The sequence below is a fragment of the Micromonospora sp. NPDC048894 genome (assembly GCF_040649765.1).
Taxonomy (GTDB): Bacteria; Actinomycetota; Actinomycetes; order Mycobacteriales; family Micromonosporaceae; genus Micromonospora; species Micromonospora antibiotica.
On record NZ_JBEZFY010000017.1, the window covers coordinates 120,137 to 134,926 of the forward strand.

At 72.3% G+C, this 14,790-nt stretch carries 15 protein-coding genes and 1 pseudogene; 6 read left to right on the forward strand and 10 right to left on the reverse strand.

Features of this window, described 5'->3' with window-relative positions; all coding sequences use genetic code 11:
- Nucleotides 1–4: 4 nt before the first annotated feature.
- The 5 genes from AB0C22_RS27840 to AB0C22_RS27860 form a co-directional block, all read right to left on the reverse strand.
- Nucleotides 5–1,534, reverse strand: coding sequence for an NADH-quinone oxidoreductase subunit M (locus AB0C22_RS27840; protein ID WP_219464789.1), 1,530 nt, complete (start codon nucleotides 1,532–1,534; stop codon nucleotides 5–7).
- Between the two features lie 55 nt (nucleotides 1,535–1,589).
- On the reverse strand, nucleotides 1,590–3,503 hold the full coding sequence (locus AB0C22_RS27845) for an NADH-quinone oxidoreductase subunit L (RefSeq protein WP_219464792.1): 1,914 nt from the start codon (nucleotides 3,501–3,503) through the stop codon (nucleotides 1,590–1,592).
- Complete coding sequence (nuoK, locus tag AB0C22_RS27850; protein WP_357537895.1) at nucleotides 3,500–3,901, reverse strand: NADH-quinone oxidoreductase subunit NuoK; 402 nt, start codon at nucleotides 3,899–3,901, stop codon at nucleotides 3,500–3,502. The genes AB0C22_RS27845 and nuoK overlap by 4 nt, the downstream gene beginning before the upstream one ends.
- A 114-nt stretch (nucleotides 3,902–4,015) precedes the next feature.
- Complete coding sequence (locus AB0C22_RS27855) at nucleotides 4,016–4,558, reverse strand: NADH-quinone oxidoreductase subunit J (protein ID WP_357537897.1); 543 nt, start codon at nucleotides 4,556–4,558, stop codon at nucleotides 4,016–4,018.
- Nucleotides 4,555–5,145, reverse strand: coding sequence for an NADH-quinone oxidoreductase subunit I (locus AB0C22_RS27860; protein ID WP_208568249.1), 591 nt, complete (start codon nucleotides 5,143–5,145; stop codon nucleotides 4,555–4,557). The genes AB0C22_RS27855 and AB0C22_RS27860 overlap by 4 nt, the downstream gene beginning before the upstream one ends.
- A 184-nt stretch (nucleotides 5,146–5,329) precedes the next feature.
- Between AB0C22_RS27860 and AB0C22_RS27865 the strand changes: the two genes are divergently transcribed.
- Both AB0C22_RS27865 and AB0C22_RS27870 read left to right on the forward strand, forming a co-directional pair.
- Complete coding sequence (locus AB0C22_RS27865; protein ID WP_357537899.1) at nucleotides 5,330–5,494, forward strand: hypothetical protein; 165 nt, start codon at nucleotides 5,330–5,332, stop codon at nucleotides 5,492–5,494.
- On the forward strand, nucleotides 5,494–5,907 hold the full coding sequence (locus AB0C22_RS27870) for a Uma2 family endonuclease (protein WP_357537901.1): 414 nt from the start codon (nucleotides 5,494–5,496) through the stop codon (nucleotides 5,905–5,907). Before AB0C22_RS27865 ends, AB0C22_RS27870 begins: the two co-directional genes overlap by 1 nt.
- On the opposite strand, the gene AB0C22_RS27875 is transcribed toward AB0C22_RS27870, so the two are convergent.
- A complete protein-coding gene (locus AB0C22_RS27875) occupies nucleotides 5,888–6,310 on the reverse strand; it encodes an ester cyclase (RefSeq protein ID WP_357537903.1) in 423 nt (140 codons plus the stop codon). The genes AB0C22_RS27870 and AB0C22_RS27875 overlap by 20 nt on opposite strands.
- Before the next feature lie 96 nt (nucleotides 6,311–6,406).
- Here AB0C22_RS27875 and AB0C22_RS27880 point away from each other — a divergent pair, with 96 nt between their 5' ends.
- A complete protein-coding gene (locus AB0C22_RS27880; RefSeq protein WP_357537905.1) occupies nucleotides 6,407–7,453 on the forward strand; it encodes a glutathione S-transferase C-terminal domain-containing protein in 1,047 nt (348 codons plus the stop codon).
- 52 nt (nucleotides 7,454–7,505) lie between these two features.
- Here AB0C22_RS27880 and AB0C22_RS27885 read toward each other — a convergent pair whose 3' ends face one another.
- A complete protein-coding gene (locus tag AB0C22_RS27885) occupies nucleotides 7,506–7,919 on the reverse strand; it encodes a GntR family transcriptional regulator (protein ID WP_357537907.1) in 414 nt (137 codons plus the stop codon).
- A gap of 301 nt (nucleotides 7,920–8,220) precedes the next feature.
- Between AB0C22_RS27885 and AB0C22_RS27890 the strand changes: the two are divergent.
- Nucleotides 8,221–8,517: pseudogene (locus AB0C22_RS27890) on the forward strand (hypothetical protein).
- Nucleotides 8,518–8,727: 210 nt separating this feature from the next.
- Complete coding sequence (locus tag AB0C22_RS27895) at nucleotides 8,728–10,044, forward strand: S8 family peptidase (RefSeq protein ID WP_357537909.1); 1,317 nt, start codon at nucleotides 8,728–8,730, stop codon at nucleotides 10,042–10,044.
- A 51-nt stretch (nucleotides 10,045–10,095) separates the two neighbouring features.
- Here AB0C22_RS27895 and nuoH read toward each other — a convergent pair whose 3' ends face one another.
- Nucleotides 10,096–11,061, reverse strand: a complete 966-nt coding sequence (nuoH, locus tag AB0C22_RS27900) for an NADH-quinone oxidoreductase subunit NuoH (RefSeq protein WP_208568254.1) — start codon at nucleotides 11,059–11,061, stop codon at nucleotides 10,096–10,098.
- Nucleotides 11,061–11,867, reverse strand: a complete 807-nt coding sequence (locus tag AB0C22_RS27905; RefSeq protein ID WP_357537911.1) for an NADH-quinone oxidoreductase subunit C — start codon at nucleotides 11,865–11,867, stop codon at nucleotides 11,061–11,063. The genes nuoH and AB0C22_RS27905 overlap by 1 nt, the downstream gene beginning before the upstream one ends.
- Before the next feature lie 322 nt (nucleotides 11,868–12,189).
- On the opposite strand from AB0C22_RS27905, the gene AB0C22_RS27910 reads away from it, so the two are divergent.
- Nucleotides 12,190–13,236, forward strand: coding sequence for a glucose 1-dehydrogenase (locus AB0C22_RS27910; RefSeq protein WP_208568256.1), 1,047 nt, complete (start codon nucleotides 12,190–12,192; stop codon nucleotides 13,234–13,236).
- A 16-nt stretch (nucleotides 13,237–13,252) separates the two neighbouring features.
- Here AB0C22_RS27910 and AB0C22_RS27915 read toward each other — a convergent pair whose 3' ends face one another.
- Entirely contained in the window at nucleotides 13,253–14,569 is a 1,317-nt protein-coding gene (locus AB0C22_RS27915) for a DUF2252 domain-containing protein (RefSeq protein ID WP_208568257.1), read from the reverse strand.
- Nucleotides 14,570–14,790 lie beyond the last annotated feature (221 nt).

Here is a 14,790-nt window from a genome sequence, read left to right on the forward strand (position 1 = left end):
GCGCTCACCGGAGCACCGCCACCAGGGCGTCCACCGGGCCGCTCGCATAGCCGAGCACCAGGGTGGGTGCCAGGCCGACGGCGAGGGCGAGCAGGACCAGCGGAACCCAGGCGGTCAGCTCCACCCCGGCCAGGGCAGGGGTGAACCGGCCCACCACCGGGCTCGGCCGACCGTGGGTGACCCGACGCAGCAACCGCAGGAAGTACGCGGCGGTGAGCGCCCCGCCGACCGCCGCCAGCACCGCCAGCGTGGTCCACAGCGGCCCGCCCCGCTCGACGGCCGCGACCACCGCGAACGCCTCACCCCAGAAACCCGCCAACCCGGGCAGGCCGAGCGAGGCGACCGCCGCGAAGCCGAGCAGACCGGCCAGCCGGGGTGCGGTCTCCCGCAGCCCGGACAACTCGGCGAGCGCCCCGGTGTGGGACCGGTCCTTGACCGCCCCGGCGAGGAAGAACAGCAGCCCGGTGATCACCCCGTGCGCCACGTTGCCGATCAGCGCCGCCTGGATGCCGGTGGCGGTCAGCGTCGCCACCCCGAGCAGCACGAACCCCATGTGCCCCACGCTGGAATAGGCGATCAGCCGCTTCAGGTCCTCCTGGGCCAGACAGACCAGGGAGCCGACGAGGATCGCCGCGACGGCCAACACCCCGAGGATCGGCGCGGCCCAGCGGGCACCCTCCGGGGCCACCCCGACGGCAACCCGGATCAGGCCGTACGTGCCCATCTTGAGCAGCACCCCGGCGAGGATGACGCTACCGACGGTGGGTGCCTGGGTGTGCGCGTCGGGCAGCCAGGAGTGCAGCGGCCAGAGTGGGGCCTTCACCGCGAACGCCAACCCGAGTAGGGCGAACGCGGTCAACTGGGTGCCCCGGGACAGCCCCACCCCGCCGGTCAGCGCGACGATGTCGGCGGTCCCGGCGGCGGCCACCACGACGAACACGCCGACCAGCAGCAGCACCGAGCCGAAGAGCGTGTAGAGGGCGAACTTGCGGGCCGCCGCCCGGGCCGCGTCCCGTGCTGGCAGATCATCGCCGGTGCCGCCCCAGCCGGCGATGATCGCGTACATCGGCAGCAGGACGACCTCGAAGAAAACGAAGAACAGCACCAGGTCGAGGGCGAGGAAGGTGCCCAGGATGCCCACCTCGACCACCAGCAGCAACGCCACCAGCGCCCGGCCGCTCCCCCGACCCTCGGGCACCCGGCGCACGGTGTAGCCGCAGCAGAGCAGGGTGAGCAGGGCGGTGAGCACCACCAGCGGCCAGGAGATGCCGTCGACCCCGAGGTGGAAACGCAGGTCGAGACCGGGCACCCAGGGCAGGTCGACCTCGTGCCAGGGCTGCACGGCGGGGGCCGGGCCGTAGCCGAACCAGCCGTGGTCGCCGAGCACCAGCAGCACCGCCCCGACCAGGGCCAGGCCGGCGACCGCCGTACCCAGCAGCCGGGCCGCCCGCTCCCCGGGGAGCACGGCCACCAGCGCCGCCCCCACCGCCGGCAGCACCAGCAGCGCAACCAACAGCACCTGTCCCAGGCTCACCGCCGACTCCTCGCACTCGCGACTGCGGGGCTCCGCTGCACTGCACTCCTCGCGCTCATGAGGAGACTCCGATCAGGGCGGCGGCCAGGCCGATCAGCAGGGCGCCGGCCAGCACCGCCGCCGTCGCGCGGGGCAGGGCCGCCCGGTGCAGCGCGGCCAGCCCGGCACCGAGCGTGGAGGTGCCCCGGCCGACCCCCTCCACCAGGCCGTCCACTCCGACCTCGTCACCGGTACGCGTCACCCGGGCGAGCGTCGTCGTGGGGCGTACCACGAGGGTGTGTTGCAGGTCGTCGAGGCGGAAGGCGCGGGCGAACACCGGCCGCAGCGGACCCAGCGCGCGGGCCGGATCGGCGGCCGGGTCCCGCCGCCAGCCGGCCCAGGCCAGCCCCGCCCCGACCACCAGCAACGCGAGCGGCAGCAGCACCGCCGGGGCGAGGTGGACCAGCTCCACGTCGGCGTCGGTGCCCCGCAACCGGTCGGTGAACGGCGGCCAGAACGCCGCCAGCCCGAGCAGCGCCGCCGGTACGGCCAGCAGCAGCACCGGCCAACGCATCAGCGCCGGCGGGTCGTGCGGGTGCAGCAGCGGTAGCCGGGCCTCGCCGAAGAAGGCGCGCAGCAGCAGCCGGGTCGCGTACGCGGCGGTGAGCAGCACCCCGAGCAGCCCGGCCAGCCAGACCAGCCAACCGACCCAGGCCGGGGCGGGACCGGTGCCGTCGAGCGCGGCGGCCTCGGCGGCGGCGAGGACGCCGTCCTTGCTCCAGAAACCGGACAGCGGTGGCACCCCGGCCAGCGCGCCGAGGCCGATCAAGGTGCACCAGAAGGTGACCGGCATGCTGCGCCGCAGCCCACCCATCCGGGACAGCAGGGTGGTGCCGACGGCGTGGATCACCGCACCGGCGGCGAGGAACAGCAGCGCCTTGAACGCGGCGTGGGTGAGCAGGTGGAACAGCGCGGCGGCCGGGGCACCGACGGCGAGCGCGCCGGTCATGTAGCCGAGCTGGGAGACCGTCGACCAGGCGAGCACCCGTTTCAGGTCGTCCTGGGCGGTGGCCGCGAGCGCGCCGAGCAGCAGGGTGACCGAGGCCAGCACCCCGAGCACCGCCAACGTCACCGGGGCCCGGGTGAACAGCGGGTAGAGCCGGGTCACCGCGTACACCCCGGCGGCGACCATGGTCGCGGCGTGGATCAGCGCGGAGATCGGCGTCGGGCCGGCCATCGCGTCCGGCAGCCAGGTGTGCAGCGGGAACTGGGCGCTCTTGCCGGCCACCCCGGCGAGCAGCAGCAGGCAGGCGGCGGTCAACGTGCCGGTGGAGTGGTCGTGGGCGAGCACGTCGGCGATCCGGAAACTGCCCGCCGAGACGCCGAGCAGGGCGATGCCGAGCAGGAACCCGACGTCACCCACCCGGGTGACCAGGAACGCCTTCATCGCGGCGGCGGGCGCCTCGGGCAGCCGACGGTCGTGGGCGATCAGCAGATAGGAGCAGAGGCCCATCACCTCCCAGCCGACCAGCAGCAGGATCAGGTCCCCACTGACCACCACCAGCAGCATCGCGGCGGTGAACAGGCTGATCTGCGCCGCGTAGGGCGGATAGCGGTGGTCCACCTCGACGTCGTCGTGCGGGCCGCGCCGCAGGTAGGCCACCGAATAGACCTGCACCGCCAACGCCACCGCCGTCACCGCGACCGCGACCAGCGCGGCGACGCCGTCCAGCCGCACCCCGAGGGTGACCCGCAGCCCGCCGAGGTCGATCCAGCTGGTGCTGGTCTCCACCGGGTCGCCGACCCGCACCAGCAGCAGCACCGCGACCAGCAACGCACCGGCCGCACCGGCCACCCCGAGGCCGATCGCCGCCCGCCGGGCCGCGCTCTCCCCGGTGGTCGCCCTCTGCGGTGCCGGCGGCAGCAGCAACCCGAGCAACCCGGCAACCAGGGGTACGACCGGCAGCGCCGCCCCGAGCACCCCCGTCACCGCCCGGCCTCCGCCCGCGCGCCGGCCGACCCGGCCGCGACGTCGCTGGCCGACCCGGCCCGTGCGCCGGCCGACCCGGCCCGGTCGACAGCCGGTTCGGTCAGCGGCACGTCGTCGACGGTGACGCTGGCCCGCAGCCGGTAGAGCTGAAGCACGATGGCCAGCCCGACGCCGATCTCGGCGGCGGCCAACACGATCACGAACAGTGCGAAGACCTGCCCGGAGTGCGGCAGCACCGCCCGCACTGTGGTGTCGGCGGTGACCAGGATCAAATTGACCGCGTTGAGCATCAACTCCACCGCCATCAGCACCAGCACCGCGTTGCGTCGCCGCAGCACGCCAAAGACGCCCAAGCCGAACAGCAGGGCGGCCGTGACGTACGGGATGACCGGCCTCACCGGGTGGCCTCAGCTCGCGGCTGCGGGGCTCGCAAACCCGGCTCACTCCTCGCGCTCACCGGACCACCTCAGCTCGCGACTGCGGGGCTCGCAAACCCGGCTCACTCCTCGCGCTCACCGGATGGCCTCGGTTCGCGACGACGACGCGGCGGCGTCGGGGCGGCGGCCGATGTCCGGGCGGGACAGGATGACCGCGCCGACCAGGGCGGCCAGCAGCAGCACCGACAGCACCTCGAACGGCAGCACCCAGGAGCGGAACACCTGCTCGCCGATGCCCTCGGCGGTGCCCGCCGCCGGCAGCTCCACCGTCGACCAACGGAACGCGTCGACCAGCAGCGCCGTCAGGCCCAGCCCGGTGCCTGCCCCGATCAGCGCGGCCGGCCAGCCCGGCCGGTCCAGGTCGTCGGAGGCCCCGATCGGCGCCCGGGTCAACATCACCGCGAACAGCAGCAGCACCACGACCGCGCCCACGTAGATCAGCACCTGCACCCAGGCGACCAGTTCGGCGGTGAGCACCAGGTAGTCGCCGGCCAGCGCGCCCAGGCAGAGCACCAGATAGAGGCCGGCCCGGACCAGGTGCTTCGTGGCGACCACCAGCACACCCGACCCGACCGCCACCGCGCCGAGGGCGAGCAGCAGCACGTCCGCACCGGTCACCGGGGGGCACCTCCGTCGGCGGGGCCGGGCTCGGGGCGTACCACGGTGGGGCGGGCGGCGGAGCTGGTCGGGGCGGCGGCCTTGCGCGCGGCGGTGGTCTCCTCCTTGGCCGGCTCGCCGTGCGGGTCGTGCGCGGGCGGCGGCGGCACCGTGGCCATCCATTGGCCGAGGTGATCCTTGTCGTGCAGCAGATCCTTGATGTCGTACTCGGCGTACTCGAACTCCGGCGACCAGTAGAGGGCGTCGAACGGGCAGACCTCGATGCAGATGCCGCAGTACATGCAGAGTGAGAAGTCGATGTCGAACTTGTCGAGGACGTTGCGCTGGCGGGGGCGGGCCGCGCCGGCCACCGCCACCTCCTCCTTGTGCGAGTCGATGTAGATGCACCAGTCGGGGCACTCCCGGGCGCAGAGCATGCAGACCGTGCAGTTCTCGGTCAGCAACGCGATCACGCCCCGGGAGCGGGGCGGCAGCTCGGGGGCGACGTCCGGATACTGCTGGGTGGTCGACCGGCGGGTCATCGTCTTCAACGTGACCGCCAGCCCCTTCACCAGCCCCTCGCCGGGGACGCCGCCGCGCTCGCTCACGGCGTCGCCCCGCTGCGCTCACCGACACCGTGAGATGCCGCCGCACTGAGCCGGCTGGCTCGCCCGCTGCGCTCACTCATGGGGTCATCCTGCCCTGTGGCCACGGCGCGCGCGACCACCACCCGGCGTTTGCCGGCGCTACCGTGACGGGCGGGGAGAACGACGCACCGGGAAGGACCGACCGATGACCGCCGCGTTGCAGAGCGACCATCCGCCGGAGGGCAGCTGGACGACCGACGATCTGGACGCACTGCCCGAGGACGGCCGCCGCCGCGAACTTCTCGATGGAGTGCTGATCGTGCCCCCCCCTCCCCCACCCGCATCCACCAGACCATCGCCGGCCGCCTGATGGTCGCGCTCGAAGAGGAGTGTCCCGACGACTACGACGTGACCCAGGCCGTGGAGGTGCGGATCAACCGGACCCGCTCCTTCATCCCCGACGTGCTGGTGACCACGTCCACCGCCGCCGCCCGCGAGCCGTCCCGCTACGAGGCGCACGAGGTGGTGCTGGCCGTCGAGATCGTCTCCCCCAGCACCCGCTCCATCGACCGGGTGCTCAAGCCGACGCTCTACGCACAGGCCGGCATCCCGTTCTACTGGCGGATCGAGGTGGAGGACGACGGCCTGGTCGTGCACACCTACAAGATCGACGCGGTGAACGAGGTCTACCTGGAGACCGGGCGGTGGACGAAGTTCGTCGACACCGGTGAGCCGTTCCCGGTGAACCTGTCGGTCGACCGGATCACGCCCCGGCGTCGGTGAGCGGCGGCAGCATCTCCACACCCAACTGTTGCAACAGTTGGAACAGCTCGTTGACGCTCCACACGTCGACGATCCGCCCGGCGGCGTCGAACCGCAGGAACGTCGCCCCGGAATAGCTGACCACCTGCCCGGTCGGCGGCACCGGGCCGAACTGTCCCGCCTGGGTGCCGGCGGCCCGCCAGCGCAGCGCCACCCGGTCCCCGGCCGCCACCACGTCCACCAGTTTGTAGCGCAGGTCGGGGAAGGCGGCCCGGCGGTCCCGGTGCCAGGCCAGCACCGCCGCCGGGCCGGTGCCACCCAGCCCCGGGCACTCCTGCGCCACCAACTCGTGCGCCGACTCCTCGTGGCCGGCGTTCCACACGTCGGCCACGAACCGTCGGGCCACCGCCGCAACGTCGATCATGCGGGCAGCCTAGGCGGACCGACCCGGACGCCGTTGTGCTGCCCCCGGGCGGAAGAACCGCCATGATGGGAGCCGAAGCGGACGAAGGGCGACACCATGGCGGAGAGCAACGGCACGACGGCGACCCAGAGCGGCGGCAAGTACGTCGAGCCAGGCGGCGAGTTCACCCGGGACCAGCGCTACATCGCCACCCGGATCACCGTCGACGGGCGGGACGGCTACCCGGTCGAGTCGGGACGCTACCGGCTGGTGGTCAGCCGGGCCTGCCCGTGGGCCAACCGCATGATCATCGTACGGCGGCTGCTCGGGCTGGAGGAGGCGCTGCCCATGGCGGTGGCCGGGCCCACCCACGACGCCCGGAGCTGGACGTTCGACCTGGACCCGGGCGGGCGGGACCCGGTGCTCGGCATCGAACGGCTCGCCGATGCGTTCTTCGCCCGGTACCCCGGGTACGACCGGGGGATCACCGTGCCGGCGATCGTCGACGTGCCGACCGGGCAGGTGGTCACCAACGACTACGCGCAGATGACCCTGGACCTGTCCACCGAGTGGACGGCACACCACCGCGAGGGCGCCCCGCAGCTCTACCCGGAGCACCTACGGGCCGAGATCGACGAGGTCAACAAGGTCGTCTTCGCCGACGTCAACAACGGGGTGTACCGGTGCGGCTTCGCCGGCTCGCAGGAGGCGTACGACAAGGCGTACCGACGGTTGTTCGACCGGCTGGACTGGCTCAGCGACCGGCTCGCCGACCAGCGCTACCTGGTCGGGGACACCATCACCGAGGCCGACGTGCGGCTGTTCACCACGCTGGTCCGCTTCGACCCGGTCTATCACGGCCACTTCAAGTGCAACCGGCAGAAGCTCAGCGAGATGCCGGTGCTGTGGGCGTACGCCCGGGACCTGTTCACCACCCCCGGCTTCGGCGACACCATCGACTTCGACCACATCAAGCGGCACTACTACGAGGTGCACCGCGACATCAACCCGACCGGGGTGGTGCCGCTGGGCCCGGACCTGGTCAACTGGCTCAGCCCGCACGGGCGGGAGGCGCTCGGCGGCCGGCCGTTCGGCGACGGCACTCCCCCGCCGCCCCCGCTGCCGGCCGAGCAGGTGCCGCCGGAACACACCCCGATCGGCTGAGCCGCCACCGACCACACGCGCCCCCGCCCGGCCTATGGGTGGGGGCGCGGGTTTATCCGACCACGATGGTCACGCGGTGCGCCCCGTACCCCTCCACCGCGCCATCCGCCCTGGTCACCAGGATGACGGGCTCACCTTCGTGGAGGGTGAGCCTGCGCCGCTCCTCGGGATCGGGCATCCGCGACTGAACCCGATCGCCTTTACTCAGGGTCACTTCGACGCGATCCTGTTCTCCCCGGACGAAGGTTCCGCGACTCTGTACGACCACGATCAGGCCCTCGCTTCGCAACTGCTGGAGCGCGCGGCGGACCGTGAGTCGGCTGAGCTGGAACTCCTGGGTGAGGCTCAGCTCGGTGGGGACTCGCTGACCAGGGGCGAGTTGGCCGGAACGAATGGCTTGTCGCAGCCGATCCGCCAGTTGTTTCCAGGTAGCGACATCCGGATTGAAGTCGCTCTCGCTGCTCACAGGCGCACGCTAGGTGACCTCATGCTGTCGCAGTGTTGTGTTTACGTCAATACAACACTTAGAGTGATCTGGTCATGCTGACCCTCCGCAAGGAGCACGACATGCCCAGGCACGTCACCTACCACGAGTACCTGGCCGCCGTCGCACTGACGCTGCGACGCAGGCACCGGCCCGCATGGTCCAGCGACCGGAAGCGGATCGTCTGCCGCTGCGGACGCGAACTGCCGTGCAGAATCCGACACCGGGTGCCGATCAACCGGGGGCACTGGCCGGGCGAGGGCCGATGACCACACACGGCCCAATGGCGTCGCACACCCCCCGATCCGGTGACCTGCTCCATGTGAACCGGTCGGCCAGTGTCCAGTTCATCAACCCAATCGCGTTCCGAGTCATCCGCGTGCTCGACTGGCCCACCTACGACGGGTGGGTCTGACTGGAGGGCTACCAGCTCAACGCCAGAGGGGACGCCGTCACGCGCCGATCGATCTTCGTACAGCCAGCGGGACTGGTCATCGAAGCGCGAACCACCCCGAGGTCCACGGTCGGACAACCGAGGCGATCCGGCTCGAACACAAAAGCCCGGACAGACGTGGCGTAGACCAGCGCCTGGCACCGCCGCAAGGACTTCGACACCGACGGGAACGACGTTCGGTCCCGCCACTGAGAGCTGTCGCACATTCACCTTCGGTGCCCAAGAGTTAACACGGTGGTCAATATGACCTGTTCGACTATGGGACGTCCGTCGATGCGACTCCCGTCGGCGGGCCGCCTGTCCACTACGGACTCCCCTCTTGAGGAGGAACGAACCTTGCGCAAGCTGGGTAGCAGGACCGCACGTCTGGGCGTACTCGCCGGTGTTCTCGCCGGCGCGCTCGCCACCACCACCAACGCCGCCGTCGCGGCCCCGGCCACCCCCGGCCCGGGGCGGACCGCACCCGCGCCGCTGCTGGCCGGCAGCACGGAAGCCGCACCGGACCGGTACATCGTCGTCCTCTCCGACAAGCCGGTCAGCGGCGAGCGCACCGCCCGCCTCGCCCGCACCACCCAGTCGGCCGCCGTCGCCGAGCGGGCCGGCGGCACCGTGCTCAACCGCTACACCCAGGTCCTCGACGGGTACGCGGCCGTGCTGCCGCCGGCCGCCCTCGCCGCCGTCCGCAACGACCCGGCCGTGCAGTACGTCGAGCGGGACACCCGCATCCAGGGCGGGCTGACCAGCACCACCCCGGACCGGACCGGCCCGACGACGGCCCGGACCGGGCGGGCCCAGGCCGGCGGCGTGTCCGTCCAGGCGGTGCAGAGCAACCCGCCGTCGTGGGGGCTGGACCGCATCGACCAGCGCAACCTGCCGCTGAGCAACAGCTTCGGCTACACCTCGACCGGTTCCGGGGTGACCGCCTACATCGTCGACTCCGGCATCCGGGCCACCCACGTCGACTTCGGCACCCGGGCCGCCGGGGTCTACGACGCGGTCGGCGACGGCAACGGCACCAACGACTGCCACGGCCACGGCACGCACGTCGCCGGCACCATCGGCGGCACCACCTACGGGGTCGCCAAGTCGGTGACGCTGCGCGCGGTCCGGGTCCTCCAGTGCGACAACTCCGGGTGGAGCACCGACCTGATCGAGGGCGTCGACTGGCTGGCCACCAACCACGCGGCCGTCTCGGTGGCGAACTTCAGCCTCCAGGGCTACGGCACGTCGGCGAACACCTCGATCGAGAACCTGATCGACCACGGTGTGTACCCGGTCTTCATCGCCAACAACTTCAACACCGACGCCTGCACCAACGGCCCCCGGTCCAGCCGGGGCATCACCGTCGCGGCGACCGACATCAACGACAACCGGGCCTCGTTCTCCAGCTACGGGACCTGCGTCACCATCTTCGCCCCGGGGGTGGACATCACCTCCGCCGGCATCGCCTCGAACACCGCAGTGGCCAGCGGCTGGTCCGGCACCTCGATGGCGGCCCCGCACGTCACCGGTTGGCTGGCCCGCTACCGGCAGACCAACCCGTCGGCGACCCTCGCCACCGCCAAGAGCGCGCTGATCACCGCCGCCACCACCGGCAAGGTGGTCAACCCGGGGGTCGGCTCCCCGAACCGTCTGCTCTACGCCGCGCCGTGAGCGTGCCGGAGGGGCCCCGGGGAGTGTCCCGGGGCCCCTCCGGGCCGGCGCTCAGTTCAGCGTGAGCCGTACGGCGGTGGTGAGGACCAGCTGGGCCAGCGCCGCCGGCACCAGGACCAGCCAGCACAGCCGCTGGAGCTGGTCCTCCCGCAGCCGGGGGAACGACACCCGCAGCCAGATGATCACGAACGAGACGGCGAAGACCTTCAGCAGGGTCCACAGCCACCCGAGCTGGGCGTCGGCGAACGGGCCCTGCCAACCACCGAGGAACAGCACGGTGGTCAGCGCGGCGATCACCACGATCCCGACGTACTCGGCGAGCAGGAAGAACGCGAACCGCAGCCCGGTGTACTCGGTCATGTAGCCGAACACCAGCTCGGAGTCGGCAACCGGCATGTCGAACGGGGGGCGCCGGATCTCGGCCAGCCCGGCCACGAAGAACACGATCATCGCGGGGGCCTGCCAGAGCAGCCACCACGGCTGCCACGCCTCGACGATCCCGCCGAGGCTCAGCGTCCCCGCCGCCATCGCCACCGAGGCGGCGGCCAGCACCAGCGGCAGCTCGTAGCCGAGCAGCTGGGCCGCCCCGCGCAGCCCGCCGAGCAGGCTGTACTTGTTGGCCGACGCCCACGCCGACATCAGCACCGCCACCACGCCGACGCCGACCACCGCCAGGACGAAGAACAGGCCGATGTCCAGCGGCTGCCCGACCAGGTCGTCCGGGCCGAGCGGGATCACCAGCAACACCAGCAGGTAGGGCACCAGGGCCACCACCGGCGCGAGCCGGAACACCGCCCGGTCCGCCTCGCGGGGGGTGATGTCCTCCTTCTGGACGAACTTGATCCCGTCGGCGACGAGCTGCGCCCACCCGTGGAAGCCACCGGCGTACATCGGACCGAGCCGGCCCTGCATGTGCGCCATCACCTTGTGCTCGGCCTGGCCGACGATCAGGGGCAGGGTGAGGAACGCGACCAGCACCCCGCCGATCCGGATCACCAGCTCCAACCAGGTCGGCATCAGTCCGTACCCTGCTCGTCGCCACCCTGGTCACCGCGCGCCGGGCCGTCGCCGGCCGGGCCGTCGGGGGCCAGGCGTCCGGTGGCCGGCGGGGCATCGCCGGTCGCGCCGGAGGCGGGGGTACGCGGCGGACGGCCCCCCGCAGTGGGCCGGGCCGGACGGTCCCTGGGCGGGCGGGCCGGGGCGCCGCCGCGCGGCCCGTCGCCCACCGTCACCGGACCGGCCGGGGCGGGCACCACACCCCACTCCCCCGGGGCGGGCACCCCGGGTGGACGGACCGCCCGGCGACCGCCACCGGCCTCGGACTCACCCGGTTCCTTCGCACCCGGCCACGGTTTCGCCACCCGGGAGGCGAGCACGAACTCCTTACGCAGCGGATGCCCCTCGAACTCGGGAGGCAGCAGCAGCGGGGCCAGCCCCCGGTGGCCGGCGAAATCGACACCGAACATCTCGTGGGTCTCCCGCTCGTGCCAGGCCGCGCCCGGGAAGACGTCGACCACCGATCCCACCGTCGGCGTCTGCCGTGGCACCCGGGTCCGCAGCAGCACGCCGTGGCGGTGCCGGGTCGACCACAGGTGGGCCACGATGTCGAAGCCGCCGGCCAGCTCGTCCACGGCGGAGAGCCAGTCGAAGAAGTCGCAGGCCAGCTCGGCGTCGTCGCGGACCGCGCGGAGGGTGTCCGCCCAGGCCGCCGGGGGTACGTCGACGGTGGCCCGGGCGTGGGCCTGCCCGCCGGACACCGACGCGGTCGCCTCGACCGGCGTGAGCAGCGCGACCACCCGCCGACCGACCTCTTCCGGAGTCATGCGGTTGATCCTATGGCCGCCGCCCCGGCCCCGGGTCCGCCCGCCCGGTCGTACGCGCCCGGCGGACACCTGGATGAGGTGAACGGACAGCCTTCCGCCGTGTCGCGGAGCGACCCGGACGGTCCGTCCGGCGCTGTGCGAGCGGGCGTTCGGCGCTGTGCCGGGCAGGGGCGGGCGTCCGGCGCTGTGCCGGGCGGGGGCAGGCGTCCGGCGCTGTGCCGGGCGGGGCGGGGCGGGCGTCCGGGGCTGTGCCGGGCAGGGGCGGGGCGGGCATCTGGCGCTTTGCCGGGCGGGGCGGGACGGGGCGGGGAAAGATGGGGCCGTGCGCGCTGTGACGGTGACTCCCAAGGTCCGTGACTCGCTGCGGCTGGTACAGGACTGGCCGGAGCCGGCAGCCGAGGAGGGGGTCATCCTGGTCGAGGCGCTCGCCGTCGGCATCTGCGGCACCGACCAGGAGATCATCGCCGGGCACTACGGCGAGGCCCCACCCGGCCAACGGGAGCTGGTGCTCGGCCACGAGTCGCTCGGCCGGGTGCTGGAAGACCCGTCCGGCACCCTGCAACCCGGTGACCTCGTGGCCGGCATCGTCCGCCACCCCGATCCGGTGCCCTGCCCCAACTGCGCCGTCGACGAGTGGGACATGTGCCGCAACGGCCGGTACACCGAGCACGGGATCAAGGCGCTGCCCGGCTTCGCCCGGGACCGGTGGCGGGTGCAACCCAAGTTCGCCATCGGGCTGGACCCGGTCCTCGCTCCGGTGGGCATGCTGCTGGAACCGACCAGCGTGGTGGCGAAAGCGTGGGACCACATCGGGCGGATCGGCACCCGGGCCAGGTGGGAACCGCAGACCGCGCTGATCACCGGTGCCGGGCCGATCGGGCTGCTGGCGGCTCTGCTGGCCGTCCAGCGGGGGCTGTCGGTGCACGTGCTGGACCGCAGCACCACCGGCCCGAAACCGGACCTGGTCCGGGCGCTCGGAGCGACCTACCACACGGAGTCGGTGAACGAGTTGGACGTCGAGCCGGACGTGGTGGTCGAGTGCACCGGAGCTCCGACGGTGGTGCTGGACGCCATGTGCAAGGTCGGCCCCACCGGGATCGTCTGCCTCACCGGGGTGTCCAGCGGGGGCCGGACCATCGACTTCGACGCCGGGGCCCTCAACCGGGAGCTGGTGCTGGAGAACAACGTGGTGTTCGGCTCGGTCAACGCCAACCGGCGGCACTGGGAACTGGCCGCGCAGGCGCTCGCCCGGGCCGACCAGTCGTGGCTGAACTCGCTGATCACCCGCCGGGTGCCGGTGTCGGCGTACGCCCAGGCGTACGCCCACGCCGACGAGGACATCAAGGTGGTGCTGGAGTTCGACAGGTGAACCCCGACCGGCCGGCTCAGATGCCGGGCAGCCGGCCGTTGCGGAACAGGTCGACGAAGAGCTGGTGGTCGGTACGGGCCCGGACGCCGTACGCGTGGGAGAACTCGACCAGGTGCCCGACGAAGCCGTCGGTGTCGTCGCCGATCGCCGCGACGATCGCCTCCTCGGTGGAGTAGTCGACCAGGTCGTGGCTGGACTCGTCGTCGGCGACCGAGTGCATCCGGGCCACCGCCCGACCCAGGTCGGCGAGCACCCCGGCCAGTTCCTCGGGCTCGTTGACGTCCGACCAGTCCAGGTCGGCGGCGTAGGGGGAGACCTCGGCGACGAGCTGACCGGCCCCGTCCAGCTCGGTGAAGCCCAACCACGGGTCGGCGTGCGCCTGCAACGCCCGTTGCGACTCGGCCGTCCGGTGACCCTGGTGCCGGAAGTAGCCCCGGACCCGCTCGTCGTCGACGTACCGGGCCACCGCCGGCACCTGCGCCTGCTTCATGTAGATGACCACGTCGTTCTCCAGGGCCTCGGTGTGCCCCTCCAGCAGCAGGTTGTACGACGGCAGCCCGGCCGAGCCGATGCCCACGCCCTTGCGTAGCACCACGTCCTTGATCTGGGTGGCGACCGGACGCAGCCGGGCCGTCGCCTCGGGCAGCGTGGCGAGGTAGCCGGTGAACGCGGCGCACACCCGCTCCCGGGTCTCCCCGTCGATCTCGTAGACCCCGTCGCCGAGGGAGAACCGCCGCTCGTAGTTGTCGACGGTGGTCTGCGCGGCCAGCAGGTCGACCCGGGTGTTCAGGCGGGCCTCCTGGAGCACCCGGCGCAACACCCCGTCGGCGTTGTCCAGGGTGATCGACCCGATCGCGTCGTCCCCACCGGCGGCGATGGCCCGCAACTCGGTCAGGTACGACCGGGCGAACCCGGTGACCAGCTCACCGATCGCCTGGTCGGACAGGGCCTTGGCGTAGCCGAGCAACGCCACGCTGGCGGCGAGCCGCTTGAGGTCCCAGGAGAACGGCCCGACGTACGCCTCGTCGAAGTCGTTGACGTTGAACACCAGGTGCCCGGAACCGTTCATGTAGGTGCCGAAGTTCTCGGCGTGCAGGTCGCCGTGGATCCACACCCGGCTGGTCTCCTTGTCGAGGAACGCGTCGTCGGCGAAGTCCCCGCGCTGGTCGGCGTAGAACAGTGCGGCGCTGCCCCGGTAGAAGGCGAACGGTGACGCAGCCATCTTGCGGAACTTGCGGCGGAATGCCGCCGGATCGAGTGCCATCGACGCGCCGAACTCCTCGGTCAACACGTCGACGATGAAGGCGGACCGCCGGTCCCCAGAGTCGTTCATGCCCCGCACGCTAACCCCCACCCACCACCCCCTCACCCCCCTGCCCCACTCTCCCCCCACCCCGCTCTCCCCCCACCCCGCTCTCCCCCCGCCTCACCCTCGCCCCGGTGATCAAGAGGTTCGCGTCAATTCCGGCCGGGATGCTGACGCAAACCTCTTGATCACCGGAGAAAGCGGCGGCTGGGCGCGAGCCCGCACGCCCCAACGGGCAGGGATCCCGG

Bases quoted from the DNA above. Each gene is read 5' to 3' on its own strand.
- AB0C22_RS27865 (WP_357537899.1), top strand. From the start codon at position 5,330: ATGACCGCCGCGTTGCAGAGCGACCATCCGCCGGAGGGCAGCTGGACG.
- AB0C22_RS27915 (WP_208568257.1), bottom strand. From the start codon at position 14,569: ATGAACGACTCTGGGGACCGGCGGTCCGCCTTCATCGTCGACGTGTTG.
- nuoH (WP_208568254.1), bottom strand. From the start codon at position 11,061: ATGCCGACCTGGTTGGAGCTGGTGATCCGGATCGGCGGGGTGCTGGTC.
- AB0C22_RS27870 (WP_357537901.1), top strand. From the start codon at position 5,494: ATGGTCGCGCTCGAAGAGGAGTGTCCCGACGACTACGACGTGACCCAG.
- AB0C22_RS27880 (WP_357537905.1), top strand. From the start codon at position 6,407: ATGGCGGAGAGCAACGGCACGACGGCGACCCAGAGCGGCGGCAAGTAC.
- AB0C22_RS27905 (WP_357537911.1), bottom strand. From the start codon at position 11,867: ATGACTCCGGAAGAGGTCGGTCGGCGGGTGGTCGCGCTGCTCACGCCG.
- AB0C22_RS27875 (WP_357537903.1), bottom strand. From the start codon at position 6,310: ATGATCGACGTTGCGGCGGTGGCCCGACGGTTCGTGGCCGACGTGTGG.